At 57.9% G+C, this 15,102-nt stretch carries 11 protein-coding genes and 2 pseudogenes; 6 read left to right on the top strand and 7 right to left on the bottom strand.

Features of this window, described 5'->3' with window-relative positions; translation table 11 throughout:
- The first annotated feature begins 1,100 nt into the window (after positions 1-1,100).
- On the top strand, positions 1,101-1,310 hold the full coding sequence (locus tag EI171_RS11905; RefSeq protein ID WP_161533423.1) for a hypothetical protein: 210 nt from the start codon (positions 1,101-1,103) through the stop codon (positions 1,308-1,310).
- Between the two features lie 534 nt (positions 1,311-1,844).
- On the opposite strand, the gene EI171_RS11900 is transcribed toward EI171_RS11905, so the two are convergent.
- Both EI171_RS11900 and EI171_RS11895 read right to left on the bottom strand, forming a co-directional pair.
- The gene (locus EI171_RS11900; RefSeq protein WP_161533422.1) at positions 1,845-3,080 is read right to left on the bottom strand and encodes a glycoside hydrolase family 18 protein; all 1,236 of its coding nucleotides are present in this window, start codon (positions 3,078-3,080) and stop codon (positions 1,845-1,847) included.
- A gap of 366 nt (positions 3,081-3,446) precedes the next feature.
- Positions 3,447-4,220 (bottom strand): IS5 family transposase, encoded by a 774-nt coding sequence (locus EI171_RS11895; protein ID WP_161533421.1) that lies wholly within the window; start codon positions 4,218-4,220, stop codon positions 3,447-3,449.
- Positions 4,221-5,210: 990 nt separating this feature from the next.
- On the opposite strand from EI171_RS11895, the gene EI171_RS11890 reads away from it, so the two are divergent.
- Both EI171_RS11890 and EI171_RS11885 read left to right on the top strand, forming a co-directional pair.
- Entirely contained in the window at positions 5,211-6,563 is a 1,353-nt protein-coding gene (locus tag EI171_RS11890) for a coproporphyrinogen-III oxidase family protein (RefSeq protein ID WP_161533420.1), read from the top strand.
- Between the two features lie 134 nt (positions 6,564-6,697).
- Positions 6,698-7,525, top strand: a complete 828-nt coding sequence (locus tag EI171_RS11885) for a class I SAM-dependent methyltransferase (protein WP_161533419.1) — start codon at positions 6,698-6,700, stop codon at positions 7,523-7,525.
- Positions 7,526-7,650: 125 nt separating this feature from the next.
- On the opposite strand, the pseudogene EI171_RS45595 reads toward EI171_RS11885, so the two are convergent.
- Together EI171_RS45595 and EI171_RS11870 are read right to left on the bottom strand one after the other, a co-directional pair.
- Positions 7,651-8,162, bottom strand: a pseudogene (locus EI171_RS45595) (transposase); the annotation flags it as partial.
- Positions 8,163-8,371: 209 nt separating this feature from the next.
- The gene (locus tag EI171_RS11870) at positions 8,372-8,935 is read right to left on the bottom strand and encodes a type VI secretion system ImpA family N-terminal domain-containing protein (RefSeq protein ID WP_161533416.1); all 564 of its coding nucleotides are present in this window, start codon (positions 8,933-8,935) and stop codon (positions 8,372-8,374) included.
- A gap of 660 nt (positions 8,936-9,595) precedes the next feature.
- Between EI171_RS11870 and aepX the strand changes: the two genes are divergently transcribed.
- Complete coding sequence (aepX, locus tag EI171_RS11865) at positions 9,596-10,465, top strand: phosphoenolpyruvate mutase (protein ID WP_161536977.1); 870 nt, start codon at positions 9,596-9,598, stop codon at positions 10,463-10,465.
- A 285-nt stretch (positions 10,466-10,750) separates the two neighbouring features.
- Here the strand turns inward: aepX and EI171_RS11860 are convergent, their stop codons facing one another.
- Positions 10,751-11,716 (bottom strand): IS481 family transposase, encoded by a 966-nt coding sequence (locus tag EI171_RS11860; RefSeq protein ID WP_161533415.1) that lies wholly within the window; start codon positions 11,714-11,716, stop codon positions 10,751-10,753.
- A 232-nt stretch (positions 11,717-11,948) separates the two neighbouring features.
- On the opposite strand from EI171_RS11860, the pseudogene EI171_RS11855 reads away from it, so the two are divergent.
- Positions 11,949-12,735 (top strand): annotated as a pseudogene (locus EI171_RS11855) (phosphocholine cytidylyltransferase family protein).
- A gap of 570 nt (positions 12,736-13,305) precedes the next feature.
- On the opposite strand, the gene EI171_RS11850 reads toward EI171_RS11855, so the two are convergent.
- The gene (locus EI171_RS11850; RefSeq protein WP_161533226.1) at positions 13,306-13,563 is read right to left on the bottom strand and encodes a LexA family transcriptional regulator; all 258 of its coding nucleotides are present in this window, start codon (positions 13,561-13,563) and stop codon (positions 13,306-13,308) included.
- A 43-nt stretch (positions 13,564-13,606) separates the two neighbouring features.
- Here EI171_RS11850 and EI171_RS11845 point away from each other — a divergent pair, with 43 nt between their 5' ends.
- Positions 13,607-14,728, top strand: a complete 1,122-nt coding sequence (locus EI171_RS11845; RefSeq protein WP_161536976.1) for an IS630 family transposase — start codon at positions 13,607-13,609, stop codon at positions 14,726-14,728.
- A gap of 126 nt (positions 14,729-14,854) precedes the next feature.
- On the opposite strand, the gene EI171_RS45590 is transcribed toward EI171_RS11845, so the two are convergent.
- Complete coding sequence (locus EI171_RS45590; RefSeq protein WP_246740518.1) at positions 14,855-15,076, bottom strand: hypothetical protein; 222 nt, start codon at positions 15,074-15,076, stop codon at positions 14,855-14,857.
- Positions 15,077-15,102: the final 26 nt, after the last annotated feature.

The following is a 15,102-nucleotide window of genomic DNA, read 5'->3' as shown; positions in this document are numbered from 1 at the left end:
TTCACTCACTGTTGTGTAGTTTAGTTGAGCGTAGCAAACCAGGAAAGGTGATGGAGCCTGCCATCGCGCCCGCTTTTCGTTTTTGCGATCTATTTGTCTTGCCTGGTCCGGTGACTCGGCTCTGTCTGCCGGTCGGCACGTGCAGCTGCCATGTGCTGTGGAGCCTCATCAACAACAAATAGGCGTCGCGTTTGCGACGAGAATGCTATGACTTTGACATGCGACGTAATGTTCGCGCGGCCTGCAGTGAAGTGGACCCTTTGCTGAGGACCACCGGGTCCGGTTCTTAAGTGGAGCTGCTGCCGTTCGTTCTTCCGCCGCATCTGGTGGCGGCGAGCCGCTGTTGGAGTTGCTTCAACCGAGCTGGGACAATGGTCCGGTCGTTCCGGGCTCACCCGCGGCCTCCTTCTGTGATGGTATCAAACATAGCTGCTTCCATAATGCGGACCACCATCAGTCCTAAAGTGATGCAGCTGTGCCCTTGCCCCGCATTCAACATCTTTTAGCGCGTCGACGGTCTATACTTTAGGCGCACCATCTATTGCACGCATCTGCTGGTTGATATTTCATCCGAACCCAAAAGGGGCCGCGGGCGCTTTCACTGCGAATAGTTTTCACAATCTTTGCTTTGCTTGCGGCCAATTTCACATTCGTTGTCATACCAGTTCAGGCCGGCGACAGCCCCCCTAGCAGGCTAGAGAGTATCACCAGGTCTGCCCGCGAGATGATGCCCTCGATGCCGTTCGTCCCGCGACCGTCAATGCCGGGCTTATCGCTTTCCGATCTCTCCGATCCGACCGGCTGTTCGTTTGCTGTGGCGCCGCAACGGTAGCAATCGTGCCCCGACGCTGCGAAAATGGGAAAGAGCCTCGGTGTTCGTTCAGTTCGGCCACATGGCCTTCGAGCATCATGCCACTATGTTGCACGGCAAGAGCCGCTAAGCTGTTGATGCGTCGTGTTCATAGGCCGTGGCGCTCACATTGTTCGCAGTTATTTCACCCAATTCGTTGCTATTTCGCAGTGTTCTCAAGATGGTGTAAGGTTGGGGTCATTCGCGGCATTTCGGTTTACGTTTCTGACCAAATTGTCCGGAGATGAATATGTCCGACCGTATCCAAAGCGCCAGCGCCTCGCACGCTGAGTTCATGCGAGCCGCGAATGACGAACTAGCCAAGTTCGAGCGCAGCGAGCGGGAGTTTCGAAAGAAGGACCGCGACGAACGGGCCAAAAGATTGCAGTTGCCGGTGGAAACGTACGACGCAGACGATTGGCGCATTCGGAAATTATCAAGCTCGCTTCATCGAACCTGAGGCCACGCCAACTGGCAGGTGACATGAAACATGCCTCAAGATGCCCAATCAAGAGGCTCTGGGTTCATGCACGTACTCATGAGCATCAACCTGGGATTCAGTCTTTCCCCATCACGCCAAACGGTGTCGCCAGCTCGTTAGACCCTTCAAGCTCCGAGATTCGGCGCGCCCCGGCTCTTAACGTTCATCAACCGCCTTCGTTTTGAGGGAGAAGAGCACCAAACAATTCAGACTGTCCGACTTCACTGCCAGGGTTTCGTGTGCTTGGTAGCCAAGATCACCTTCCCCGCTAGAGAAGCCTCAATACAGAAGAGGCTTTGGAGGCGAGCCAGTCCCTCAAATTAGGAGCCGCGTCACGGAAGAAAACACGCATTGCCGTTGGCATGCCTTTGGAACGATGCTGCCGGCCGCCTTTTTTTGGCGACAGGAGCCGCTTTCAATCGGACGTGGCTCTGATTCCCCAGCACCGCCCAGTTCGCGGCTGGCTTGAGGCGCGCCGATGACGCGCTTAAGCGCGGCGCGCTAACCACACCCCTATTCGGACTTTTGCGAAGGAAAGGTGCCGGTGCGGAGTGCTGCGAGCAGTGAACCGTCGTCAGCAAACAGGTCCCAAATCATGATCCCGGCGAGTGCATGGGCGCGCGCGTACATCGCCTTGCGCGCAATGGAAAGCGGATCGTCGTAGCTGATCCATATTCGCCGTTCGGCGTCATAGAACCACGGCACCTGGGCTTCGTTGCTCCAATACCGGCGAAAGCCCTGCTCTTCCGGTTGCCGGGCAACGAGATCGCGATAATCGACGCCGTCACTCCCTCCCCACTCCTCGCTTGCTGTCGCCCCCTTTTGAAAGAGCCCGCCGTTCTCGGGCGGAACGTCCGCAACCGCTCGGCCATAGAAGGCGACCCCGAGCGTCACCTTGGCCGGCGGCACGCCGGCCCGGATCAAGGCCTTCACACTCGCATCGACATTGAGATCGGGATTTGGATCGCCGGCGCAGGCGAACAGCGGGGCATTGAAGGCAGCAAGGGCCGAGCCCGCGTGATAATCGTAGGCCATCAGATGAAACCGGTCGACCAGCCGGGCGAGAGCGGCTGCCTGTAGATTGACGATTTTGTCGGGCGCGGCCGACACGGCAATGGTGAGCTCCAGCTCCCTGCGCTCCGATGCGGAAAGCTTATCGAGCTTTCGGCGGAGTTCCGCGATCAGGAGCGTGAAATTCGTACGGTCCTCGAGGCGCGCGAGATTTCCTGGAGGCCCTCCCGAAACGGGAAACTCCCAATCGACGTCCACACCATCGAACAGACCGGGATACGGCCGAAAGAACGCCTCGATGACCGATTGCGCGAACCGCGCGCGCGAAATCGGCGTGGCAGCGGCGGCCGAGAAATATTTCGATCCGCTCCATCCGCCCAATGCCATCAGGATCCGAAGCTTCGGATTGCGCCGCTTCAGTTCGGCAAGTTGGGCGAAATTGCCGCCGACCGGGCCCGACCGTGAGGTTCCGTCGCAGGCTCCTGTGTCGAGGCAACGATCCGCAAGTTCAGCGGATCCTTCCGCAGAAACGGCGCCGAATGCGTATATCAGGTGGGTCAGCTCGCGAGCCGGGATTGTCTTGATGCTTGGACCGCCCGCCCGGGCCTTCCACGGGGCGACATAGCCGACGACCACGGGGTTGAAGGCCGGCGCGGTCCGCCCCTGCTTCATCAGCGCGTATCCACTCACGAGCGTGGAAAACCCACCCACAGCGAAGGTTCGACGATCAACTGCCACGGCTTACGACCTTCTCTCTGTCAGATTGTACCTACACCAACCGATAACTCGATCACCTCCAAGACATGAGCCTTCTCACTGCCGCGCACTTGTCGAGCCGATCCCGCGCCATACGATCCCATTAACCGCCGATTTCGAGCGCTCGCTTCAACTTTGATTGCGCCGCCAAGTCTGCTTGTATCCCGGCTCGAGGCTGATTGGGCTTGCGGCCACACACGATTTGGGCGTCCGCAAGGGATCTCGACTTCCGCTAGCCAGCGCAATGTTGAGCGCGCGAGCGCGCACCCTGATCGCGAGGTCTCGAAACGTGTCTTGAACTTCGCGCAACGGCGCAGTGACAATCCGCGCGATCGACTAGAACCTATCTCAAAATTGTCGAAACAGGATCAGCAGGCAAGCGAGCTGGACGAAGCCGAGGAAGTTTTGCGGATAGAACTCCCAGCGGACCAGCAGGCGCCGCCGCCACTGTATCCAGGCGAAGAAGCGTTCGACCAGCCAACGCCGAGTATAACGACGAAGCCTGCGGCCGTCCTGGGTGAGCGACCTCACTCGGTTTGAACGATGTGGCGCGATCATCTCGATGCCTTGTGACCGCAGTTCATCGTCGAGCGCATCGCTGTCATAGGCGCGGTCGCCGATCAGGTTCTCTGGCTTGGCCTCGATCATGTAGAAGTCGAAGCAGAGCTGTACCAAGCGCACTTCGTGATGGTTCGCGGCATGCGTGCTCACTGAAAGCGGCAAACCGTGGCGATCCACAATCGCCATGATTTTTAAGCCCTTTCCGCGCCTCGTTGGGCCGATCTCTGCACCGCCGCCTTTGGCCATCGCAAAGGTCGCGTCGATGAAACACTCCTCTTCGTCGAGCAAGCCTTTCTCGCGAAGTTCGTTGGCGATATCGGTCAGAACGCGTCGCAACACTTCATTGCGACACCAGTTCTGAAAGCGACGATGTACGGTCTTATAGTTCGGATAGCACTGCGGCAGCATGTGCCACTGCGCGCCCGTGTTCAAAATCCAAAGAGCGGCTTCGAGAACCTGATGCGTCGCAATCGGCTTCCGGCCCGGCCGGCCGTCGGCAATGTGCTCTTCCGGAAAGTGTTTCCGGATGCGCTCCCATTGCTCGTCCGTCAGCCGAATCATCTTTCCTTTATAGCCGATCGACGCTGATCTTCAATTTTGAGATAGGTTCTAGTCTCATTCCGGATTCCATGCTTGTTTGACATACCGTCAACGTCTTTGACGCCCTATGACATTCACTGCGCCTGGACAGACGAGCGGCTCTCCACCTGCAACCACGATACCTGTCAAATCGGTGCCCAAAATTGTTTCGCCGCGAACAGTCGCAGTCAGGGCAATTATGCTTCAAAGCGGAGCCGGCCCTTTCAGCGATTCAGTGTTCGGGACTCGCAAAGCCGATCCTCGATGCAATTGGCACATTCCCGAAATGCCACGGATTGAGCATCGAAGAAACCCGGCAAGTCGCGTCTGGGCCATGAGGAGCAATCCTTCGAGAATTAATCAAACGCGTGGGGCAGAGCGCCCCTCTCCGGAAACGTGCGGCGCGCTAACGATGTCTGCAAAACAACATTGCTGGCTCCGTGACAAGACCAGCACTCATTTCCGGTTGCAGCTGTTCCGACATGACTTCGTCGCTCCCAATTCCCCGGTTCCTCACGTCCGCGACCCATGATGTTCGACCGAAAGGCCGCAGCGCTCGCAGTTAAGTTGTTGAATAAAATGCAGGACGGCTTTTCGGTGCCTCTTCCCACGCACTTGGCACGACTCTTGAGTGTCGTCGGGTCACGGCGGCGGGAGCTGCCTACCGGCATTAGTGATTGATCCTCTCACTAAGAGGGAGACAATTAATGAAGACTGAGATGTCAGCATACTGTGTGACAGAATTGCTGAAGAAGCATCTGCACTTCGGGAAGCAGGTCTTGGCCGTTCATAGGAGCCGTTGGCGGACTCCGCACAGCCAGGCCTGAAGAGCACAAGTAATGAAAACGCCGTGACCGAGTGCGGATTGGCAGCTTCCATGGAAACTGTTGATCACAAAGCATGAACTGGCGGCGTTCGGCCAAAGGACGGCGTTCAGGCAATCACCGGCTTTGGCAATCAACGAGTTAAGTCATGGATTGTGTGGATTTTCTTCGGACAAACATAGCGAAAAAGCAGTTGCCGACCTACGTCTATGGTTATCCTTCCAAGCGCGCTTATCGGGCTTTTCCGCAGCCACTCCGCATAACTGAAGTCGTTGAGCAGGCCAGGCGTTCCAAGCAAATCAACATCTATATCCATATCCCGTTCTGCCGCTATCGCTGCACCTACTGCACCCTCTTTCTTACAACCCGCCAAACAGCAGCGACGAGGGAGTCTTATGTTGTTCGGCTGGCAGAGCACATCGCGCGATATGGAGAATACTTCGGAGATAGAGAGGTTGTAAGCATCTACTTCGGCGGCGGCACGCCAACCCTGTTGACCCAACATCAATTCAGCGATCTTTTTACCGCCCTCGACGCTGCATTTCCAAAACGAAGCCGGAAATGTGAGATTACGGTCGAGAGCGCGCCAGGCAGTTTCGACAACGACCTTCTGGAATGCCTAAAGGGGCATGGCGTCAACCGAATGAGCATGGGCATCCAAAGCATGGTAGCCCGCGAGCTTGCGCACACTGGTAGACCATATTCGATCGAGACTGCAGAAGCCGGAATCAAAGCACTGACGGAATGTTTTTCCCACGTCAATCTTGATCTGATCTACGGCCTGCGTGGTCAAACCCGTGACTCCTGGAACTTTTCGCTTGGCCGCGCGCTCGACTACGAGCCGCAGACAGTCTCCCTTTACCCCGTTGTTGTTCGTCCGATGACAAACATCATGACCTCGAAGGCGCACGCCCCCGAATTATTCTTCTCTGATGCGGAAAAGTATGAGGTCTACGACCAGAATGTTGCTCTGATGGCAGCCAAAGGTTACCGCCAGGAATCCTTTACGCGTTTCACCAAGATCGCCGGCGGCCGAGCCTACCGGCAGGAGAACTCGGATTTCGAGGGAACGCCCCTGTTAGGATTAGGAGCTGGCGCCAGAAGCTATTTCGGGCAATATCACTATGGCTCGGACTATGCAGTCGATTCGAGTGTGGCTTCGTCGATCATCAACGCCTTCTCGGCTCGCTCCTTCGATCCTGAGGCGATAGCATCGCACGGGATCAAACTGACGCCGGACGATCTCGCGCGTCGCTACGTCCTGCTTGGCCTCACGTTGTCAGCCCTGAGCAGAAAGAACTACGCTTCAGTATTCGGACGCGAACTGACCGCCGATTTCAGCGAAGAGCTCAAGGCCCTCGAATGTCTGCAGCTCGTCGACCTGGCCGACGGTGATACTTATCGACTGACTCACTCGGGATTCACATATTCGAGCATTGTGGCGAGGATGTTTTACTCGGGCACGATAGTGGCTCTGGAAGAGCAATATCAGGCAGCGTGAGGTGCAGTATGCAAGGGGGCGCGAAGCATTCACCACTCTGGTGGGACTCGGGCTACGCCGAACCCAACGTATCGTGTATGGGTGGTCCCAGTCCCGAAATCTTCGAGATAGCACCAGCTCTCCGCACGAAGAGCGTGGTTGTGGAGCTGGGTTGCGGGGAAGGCCGCAATGCCCTCTATTTGGCTCATTTTGATCATCAGGTGATCGCGACCGACACCTCCGAAACCGCTATCTCCAAGCTGAACCGCCTCGCAGGTGATCTTGGCGTGAACATAACGAGTGGGGTCGCTCGTGTGGAAGACTTCCAGCCGCCTGCTTACCTGGACGTCTTTATAGCGCATTGCGTACTGCATTTCACCGAACGGGGAGTCTGGAAGCCGCTCGTCACGACCTTAATAAATCGAACGCGCCCTGGGGGATTTCATTGCTTCACGAACACGCTCGATCAACCAGACCATCCTATTTCGAAGGAGTCCTTGGCATCTGGTCACAAGAAATCGTTCCGGCGCGGCGAGCTGGAGGCCATCTATACAGAAGCGGGCTGGGAGATCTTGCGCTCTGATCATTACATCAAATGGGACTCGCACCCTGGCATCCCAATCCATTCACACTGCATCGAGAAAGTTGTGGTTCGTAGACCAATTGGATCTGAGGATCTTCCGCGAATGAGAGCCGAGCTCATCAATGAAGCCGGAATAATTCCTTCCAAACAGTTCAATTCATTGAAACTTGGCACACCACGCGATGCCATAATCGAAATACTCGGCTCGCCGCCAGCCAGCCATCTAGTGACGACTGACCGAAAAACAGTTGGCGGCAACAATCGAGAGGCCATAACGGACGGCTACGTACGTGAGGATATGATCTATGGTGATCACGGCCTTCAGTTCGTCAATGGAACGCTTACCGGCAAATATCGATACTTCACGCCTCCGGTGCGCTTGAGCATTCGAGATGAGTAATGCTCGAACGTTTTCTCATTGGCCGCCATGACCGCCCGAAATTCGTTGCAGACCACGTCACCACCATCACCAAGGTCGCGAGGGACATCCGAGACCAAGATTGGCTGTAAGACGCCGCGAATGATTTCGCGTGCCCGGTTCAGAAGCCGCGTATCGGTCGGGAACATCACGTTCTTGGACTGCACCGTGGTGTCGACCATGACGCGGTTGAGGTCGGACGGCTTGATCGCCTCGGTCTTGGTGGCGACCGAGAGGCCCCCCTGCAGCAACGCTTGCAGCTTCTCCTCGCCCCCGCGCCGGCGCCAGCGCGTCAGCGGAAGAGCGATCGAACATCAGCCGGAGCTGGAAGAACTCCTCACCACAGAAGAACTGGTAGGAGGGTTTCTCCAGCCGCACTCACACAACACCTCATTGGAGAGGTCGCAGGCGCTTGAGGATGGCAAGTCCTGCCATCAGCCGCGTCGGCAGCGGCGGCCGGTCCGGCTTGTCCTCGTAGACCGCGCCGAACCGCTCCTCGAGGAACGACCAGTCGATCGTCCGCGAAAGCTTCACAAGGGCGTGGTTTATGTCGATGATCGCGTCCAGCCGCGAGCGCAGAAGATCGGCCTGTCCGCTGTCCGAATTCCTTGGGTCGCATCGTCCTTTCCGATGCGAACACGGAATCACGACCCGCGATTCGACGAATCGCAGAAATGAAATTACAAGCTTTCGGACCTTCAAACCCAAAAACTCTTGCAATCTCAAACCTCGCTACGCTCCAACGGTCGACTCCCGCTCAACCGCTTGGGAGGTTCTTCATGGTTGACTCATGCTTGGGTCACGGTGGCCAGCTCGCAAGTGGCTCGTTCATAATGCGATTGCAGCGCCCGGAGCCCCCTCCAAAACGAGCTGCCCGTTGACCAATTTCCCAGTGAGTTGGCGAGCGAGATCATCAAGCGCATCATTGGCGGCGACGACCGCCGAAGAGTCGGCTGCGGTCGGCACACTTTTAGACACCGCCGGCCCAAGGTGACCAACGAGCCAATCGAGCGCTCCGACCCGGGCACCTTCCTGCCTCAATGGTGGAAATAGCCCCTCCCAGTGCGTCACGACCATGCCGCGCAAGATGCTGAGGCCAATGGCAAGACCCTCATATCCCTCGACCCGAAACAAAGCATAGGCTGCCCAACAGGCAACCAGAATGTCTTTTGATTGCTTCGTCAGAATATTGAGCGACAGCGTGCTGACCTTCCGCCAATCGGCTGCAGTTGGTCCATCGGAATCCATCCGCCGGCCCTCCGCCTCGATCCATCTGAATTCGACGGCCTCACGAATATGGTTGCCGGCCGGTACAGGACCCGGAAAAGGCGCAGCGCCGCAACGCGAGCGCGCAGCGATGTTGTCCCGAACCAGTATCCAATAATCGATCATGCGGACAATACCACCCGCGCGTTGCCAGACATTGCATCTCTGGAACGGTCGACCCCGTACTCGTTGCGGACATTGCACTTAGATCCAATGCTCTTGTAAGCCACCACTGCCGCTCCTTGCACACGGGCTGCTGCTTGCACGCCTCCATCAAGGCTTGTGCCAATCGCTCAGCTTGATTTTTGAACGCTATTTGTCCAATCGGACGGGTCGTGAAAGCGACAGCATGTTGCATAGCCGACATCAGAGCATTTGGCTCGGTTCAATCATTAGCCCGCTGGCGTCTCCGGTTCAGACACGCATCCATCTCCTCGTTCGTACCCGAGCGCTCGAGCAATCGAGGATCGCGGAATGCTGGTACACCGAGCCGGTGCGCGCGCGGGCAGACGTCCTAAGCGCAGGAGCTTACTTCCGCCAAAAACGATTGATGATCCGGTGATGGTCTGGCCTTAGCCGGAGTTCCTGCGCATCTGCAGCGGGGGGTCCGACAGCTTGAGATCGCGTCAACTACCAACCTGCGCAATTGATCTAGATGACAGACACATGTCACGTTCCATGACGATCGTCGGCCGGCCAAGCGCACGAGGACTCAGCATGCAAGACCAGTCACTATCTGTCCTCACCAACGGCTTCACTCAATCCGGTGCTTCCTCGCTTGTCGACATGCTACGCGCTCAGGTCTGCTGTAGCCGCGAACTCTCGTTTCTCATGGAAGCACATGACGGTCTGTCGGCCGCGATCGCCAAGCGCGCAGGTTTCAAGGGCCTCTGGGCATCGGGCCTATCGATAGCCTCCTCTCTGGGCTACCGCGACGCCAATGAAGCGTCCTGGACTCAACTGGTCGACGTCGTCGAGCGGATCGTGGATTCGAGCCAGCTGCCGGTTCTGGTCGATGGGGACGGTGGTTTCGGCAACTTTAACAACGCTCGCCTGCTGGCGCGCAAACTTCGTCAGCGTGGCGCTGCCGGGATCGCGCTGGAGGACAGCTGCTTTCCGAAGATGAACTCGTTCGTTGGTGATCTGCATCCCCTCGCGGACATCGATGAATTCTCTAGCCGCTTGCGCGCCGTGAAGGATACAGTCGCGGGAGACTTCGTCCTTGTGGCCCGCACAGAAGCGCTGATCGGCGGCCAGGGAATGGACGAAGCAATTTCTCGCGCTCACGCTTACGCCGACGCTGGAGCCGATGCGATCCTCATTCACTCGCGAAGGAGCGCTGCCGACGAGATCCTTGCATTTGTGCGCGCCTGGCAGAACAGGTTGCCGGTGGTGATTGTTCCAACGAAGTACTATCGAACACCGGTCTCTGCCTATCGCAAGGCCCACATTTCCACGGTGATCTGGGCCAACCACTCCATGCGGGCCGCAATAGCCGCTATGCGGCAGGCCTGCGGTCGCATCTTCGCTGAGGAGACCACTGGCAGCATTGAGCCCAATATTGCGACGCTCGATGAGCTCTTCGAATTGCTTAAGTACAATGAACTCGCCAATGCGGAAGCGCGATATCTGCATTCTGACGATACCCGGCAATAGCCTCATTCGCGCATTTGCATACAAGCTGCCGAAGGACCCTCGCCATGCAACCATCTGCTGCGCTACAGCATTTCGCTTCACCTTACGCCGAGGTACTTGTCAACAGTCCTGATATTCATCATGGCGCGCAAGTTCTTACCAGGCTGACCTATGCACCTGCGGTGCCCCGTCCCGATCCCCTCACCCGTCGCAACAACCTGCTGAGATCTATGAGCGCACTGAGCCGGCCAACACAGACGACATTTCGTCCTTATTGAAATGGGACCTCTCCCTTGCAAGCTTTCCCTAGTTGTTTAGTCCCGGCATTTGCTGGAGCGGATTGAGCTTGAATCGTTCTGGCTGGGATGTCCAGCATTTGCAGATGTATTCGTAGGGCGTGAGGCCTTTCAGGGTCTTCAGCCGCCGAGCATAGTTGTAGGCGTTGATGAAGTCAGCCAGGTGAGCTTCGAGCTGATCGTGTCGATCGTAATGGTAGCGTTGCACGGTCGCTTCCTTGATCGTGCGATTCATGCGTTCGACCTGGCCATTGGTCCAGGGATGCTTGATCTTGGTCAGCCGATGTTCGATCCCGTTCTCTTGGCAGCGCATGTCGAACATATGCGTCGCGTATCTTGCCGTCGGGCCGTCCGCATAGCGCGGGGGGAAGGTGAACTGGATCCCATTGTCGGTGAGAACCGTGTGGATCTTGTAGGGGACAGCCGCGATCAGAGCTTCGAGGAAGGCCGCGGCCGAGGTCCGTCCCGTCTTCCTGGCCAGTTGCACGAACGCGAACTTGCTGGTGCGATCGATCGCGACATAGAGGTAGAGCTTGCCTTCGGCGGTCTGGAGCTCGGCGATGTCGATGTGGAAATAGCCGATCGGATAAGCCTTGAACTTTTTCTTCGCGGGCCTGCTGCCTTCGACCTCCGGCAATCGGCTGATGCCATGGCGCTGGAGGCAGCGATGCAGGGATGACCGCGTCAGATGGGGGATGGTGGGCTGCAGAGCATAGAAGCAATCGTCGAGCGGCAGCAGCGTGTGCTGCCGAAAAGCGACGATGATCGCCTCCTCCTCGATGGAGAGCACGGTGGACTTGGCTTCCTTGGGGCCTGTCGGGAGATCGGCGACCGTCCCACGCTGCTTCCACTTTGCGACAGTCTTCTGGTTGATCCCATAGCGCTTAGCGAGGCCTCTCAGGCTCTCTTGACTATTTTGTATTGCTCGACGGACTGCCTCCGTCGTGGTGGCGCAGCCGTGTAAAATCTGTCCCATAGCGCTTCCTTCGAATCGTGCGATAAGGATGCACCATCAAAGTCTGGGACTAAACACCTAGACCTCGGGCCGCAGCCGCAACTGCCTGCAACATCTTGGACCGACGAAGAGCGCTCATGGGGGCGTGGGCCAACGCCATTGATGTCTTTGGCTCGATCGGCCTGACATAGCGCGTCGAATTCTCGACGTTTGGGACGAAGACGAGATATCCCTCGACGACAAAGCGACTGAAATGGCTATCAATGCACCAAAGAATGCCGTCATCCTCGCCGCCGGCCTCGGTTCTCGCTTGCATCCGCTAACGGATCTGCGACCGAAGCCTTTGGTCGAAGTCAACGGTACGACTATCCTCCATAATGCTTTGCGAAATCTAGACACGGCCGGCGTGGAACAGGTGGCGATCGTCGTTGGCTACCGCAAGGACGCTATTGAATACGCATGCGGTCACCGCTTCGGCGCACTTCAGATCAAGTATCTCCACTCCCCCGCCTTTGACAGTACCGGAAGTGCCTATTCGCTGGCTTGCGCGCGACATACTGCTATCTGGCGACTGCTATATTCTCGAAGGAGACGTCTTTTTCGAGCAGGATGTTCTGCGCTATTTGATGAAGAGCGACGCTCCTGATGCAGCTGCCGTAGCTCCGTTCAACGAATTGATGGAAGGATCAGCCGTTGTACTGTCGGATAGTGGCTTGATTTCGGAATTCCGGATGAAACAAACTGCAGGAAACCTCGCCGCTGACGGCCCTCCCCTCTACAAGACGATAAATTTGCTGCGGTTTGCGGCTTCGACCCTCAGGAGCACGATCGTTCCCGCGCTGGACGAAATCATCGGCTCCGGCGCCATGGGGGCCTATACTGAAGAACTGCTCGCTTATCTGATTGATCGACGCGGCCTGAAGCTTGCGGCAGTGCGGTGCGATGGTCTGAGATGGTATGAGATCGACACTCCCGCCGATTGGCGGATCGCCGAGAGCATCTTTGCGGCCCGACCAGTATTGCCGCCACCATCGACGTAACAAAAATTGCTAAGATCGGTTACGTGGAGATCCCCGATCTGGCCGCGTGTTGGCGAGCTTAATGGGCTCCTGAAGCCGGGGCCACGTCATTCTAGGACGACCTTGAAGGAGGGATACGACCGTCGGAAAGCGGCAAGCACTCGGTCGCGCGCCCGGTCCATCTCGCGAGTTGCTGCGTCCGTAAGCGTGAAGGTTGGGCAAGTGGGATTGCCGCAACCGCAAGGCCTAATTTGTCCGGAGGAGAGCAGCGCTTTGAATCGGCGGCGAAGCTGATCCAGTTCACGGGCCGTCAGCTCCAGAGCGTTGCGGATGCCCACATCGCGGATGTGGTGAAGCGAGGGAAGTCGGTGTATTTCGACGATGGCTTGCTGGAAAGTAGATTGGTCTCTTGCTGGAATGGCGTCCGAAACGCTGCCCGGTCGAAGTCGCGGGCGAACAAGCGAGGGCTTGCTCGTCATCGATGTCCTGAAACTTATCGACGAAATTGCGCAGCTCGCCTTCGCTGGCGGGAAACGGAATGCCCTCGACTAGTGGCTCTGCACAGTGATTTTGACAGGTTGGATCCGGCGGTCAGATTAGCTCCGGCAGGAGTTTCGGATCAACGAGGACCTCGATGCTGCGAGGCGTCCTTGGCTGCCGTCTGATGAGGCCGGCGCGTTCTAGTGTCAGCACCATCTGGTGAACCGTAGGCGGGCTGACGCGGAAATATTCCTGGATGTCGGTTTCGGCCGGGGGCCTGCGATGCAGCCGGGTATAGAGGTGGATAAAAGCCAGATACTGCCCCTGCGTGGGCGTGAAGGGTTTTGTCGAAGGACTCACGCCGGCCATCCGATTCAGTTGTTCGTGCGTGCCTCGAACGAGGAGGCACACCATGAATGTACGCTATCGGGTCGAACTCAGCCAAATCGAGCGCACCGATCTGAGGGCGCTGCTCAGCGGCGGCAAGCATGCGTCCCGCAAGCTCAAGCGAGCGCAGATTTTGCTGGCCGCCGATGCCGAGACCAGCGACGAGGAGATCGCAAGGAGCGTCGGCGTGAGCGGCTCGACCGTGTACCGGACCAAGCGACGCTTCGTGGAAGGCAATCTGGAGCGGGCGCTGAGCGAAGAGCCGCGTCCCGGGGCGGAGCGCAAACTCACGGGCAAGGAAGAAGCCTTGCTGGTGGCGACAGCCTGCGCCAGTCCGCCAAAGGGCCGTGCCCGCTGGACGCTAAAGCTGCTGGCGGGTGCGATGGTCAAGCTCACCGAACACAAGAGCCTGTCGCACGAGACGGTTCGGCGGCGCCTGGCCGAGAATGCCCTCAAGCCCTGGCGCAAAGACATGTGGTGCATTCCGCAGGTCGACGGCGAATACGTCGCCCGCATGGAGGATGTGCTCGACCTCTATGCCGAGGCGCCCGACTCCAGGCGGCCAGTGGTCTGCTTCGACGAAAGCCCGGTGCAACTCATCGGCGAAACGCGTCAGCCCATCCCGGCCAAGCCCGGCAGGCTCGAACGTTACGATTATGAGTATCGTCGCAATGGCACGGTCAATCTCTTCGTTCTCCTCGACGTGCATCGTCCCTGGCGCAAGGTCAAGGTCACCGAGCGGCGAGCGGCAAGGGATTGCGCCCAATGCATGCGTGATCTCGTCGACATCCATTATCCCGACGCCGAGATCATCCGGGTCGTCCAGGACAATTTATCGACCCACTCCGCCGGCGCCCTCTATCAGGCGTTCCCGCCCGCCGAAGCCAGGCGGATTTTGCGACGGCTCGAGTTCCACTACACCCCAAAACACGCAAGCTGGCTCAACATGGTCGAGATCGAAATCGGCGTCCTGCGGGGCCAGTGCCTGGATCGCAGGATCGACGACCCCAAGCGACTGCTCCGCGAAATCACCGCCTGGGAACGACAACGAAATGCCGCCCGCTCCCGCATCAAATGGATGTTCACAACAGACAAGGCTCGCGCCAAAATGGCTGGCGCCTATCCCGCCACTTCCAAAGAGTCATAATCACTGTGACGAGGTACTAGGCGGCGCGGGAGAAATTCGGCTCGAAGCCGGAGATGCTCCTCGAATTCCGCGCCGGACCAGATCGCTACTTTAGGGACACCCAGTTTCGCGGCCGCCGCGCGAACCTCATCGCGACGCCGGGCAGACACTGCCGCGGCAAACGAACTTGAAGGCGTCAGGTTTGCCGGTTACTGCGTTCACCGCCGCGGCCATATCCTTCTCCGCCTTCGCGTGGGTCAGGCTGCCGCGATTGACGCATTGAATGACAGTGCGCTCGTCCGGTTGGTCGTCGAACGGACGTGTGCCGATGATGTCACGCCCTTGGTCACTGCCCGTCAGTCCAGCCATCGCAAAGGTGGTAGGCGAACACGAGG

The organism is Bradyrhizobium sp. LCT2 (assembly GCF_009931255.1).
Taxonomy (GTDB): domain Bacteria; phylum Pseudomonadota; class Alphaproteobacteria; order Rhizobiales; family Xanthobacteraceae; genus Bradyrhizobium; species Bradyrhizobium diazoefficiens.
Note: the sequence above shows the minus strand (reverse complement) of the source record. Positions and strands in the feature narration are given on the sequence as shown.

Bases quoted from the DNA above. Each gene is read 5' to 3' on its own strand.
- EI171_RS11905 (WP_161533423.1), top strand. From the start codon at position 1,101: ATGTCCGACCGTATCCAAAGCGCCAGCGCCTCGCACGCTGAGTTCATG.
- EI171_RS11895 (WP_161533421.1), bottom strand. From the start codon at position 4,220: ATGATTCGGCTGACGGACGAGCAATGGGAGCGCATCCGGAAACACTTT.
- EI171_RS11890 (WP_161533420.1), top strand. From the start codon at position 5,211: ATGGATTGTGTGGATTTTCTTCGGACAAACATAGCGAAAAAGCAGTTG.
- EI171_RS11870 (WP_161533416.1), bottom strand. From the start codon at position 8,935: ATGATCGATTATTGGATACTGGTTCGGGACAACATCGCTGCGCGCTCG.
- aepX (WP_161536977.1), top strand. From the start codon at position 9,596: ATGCTACGCGCTCAGGTCTGCTGTAGCCGCGAACTCTCGTTTCTCATG.
- EI171_RS11860 (WP_161533415.1), bottom strand. From the start codon at position 11,716: ATGGGACAGATTTTACACGGCTGCGCCACCACGACGGAGGCAGTCCGT.
- EI171_RS11850 (WP_161533226.1), bottom strand. From the start codon at position 13,563: ATGGCCGGCGTGAGTCCTTCGACAAAACCCTTCACGCCCACGCAGGGG.
- EI171_RS11845 (WP_161536976.1), top strand. From the start codon at position 13,607: ATGAATGTACGCTATCGGGTCGAACTCAGCCAAATCGAGCGCACCGAT.
- EI171_RS45590 (WP_246740518.1), bottom strand. From the start codon at position 15,076: ATGGCTGGACTGACGGGCAGTGACCAAGGGCGTGACATCATCGGCACA.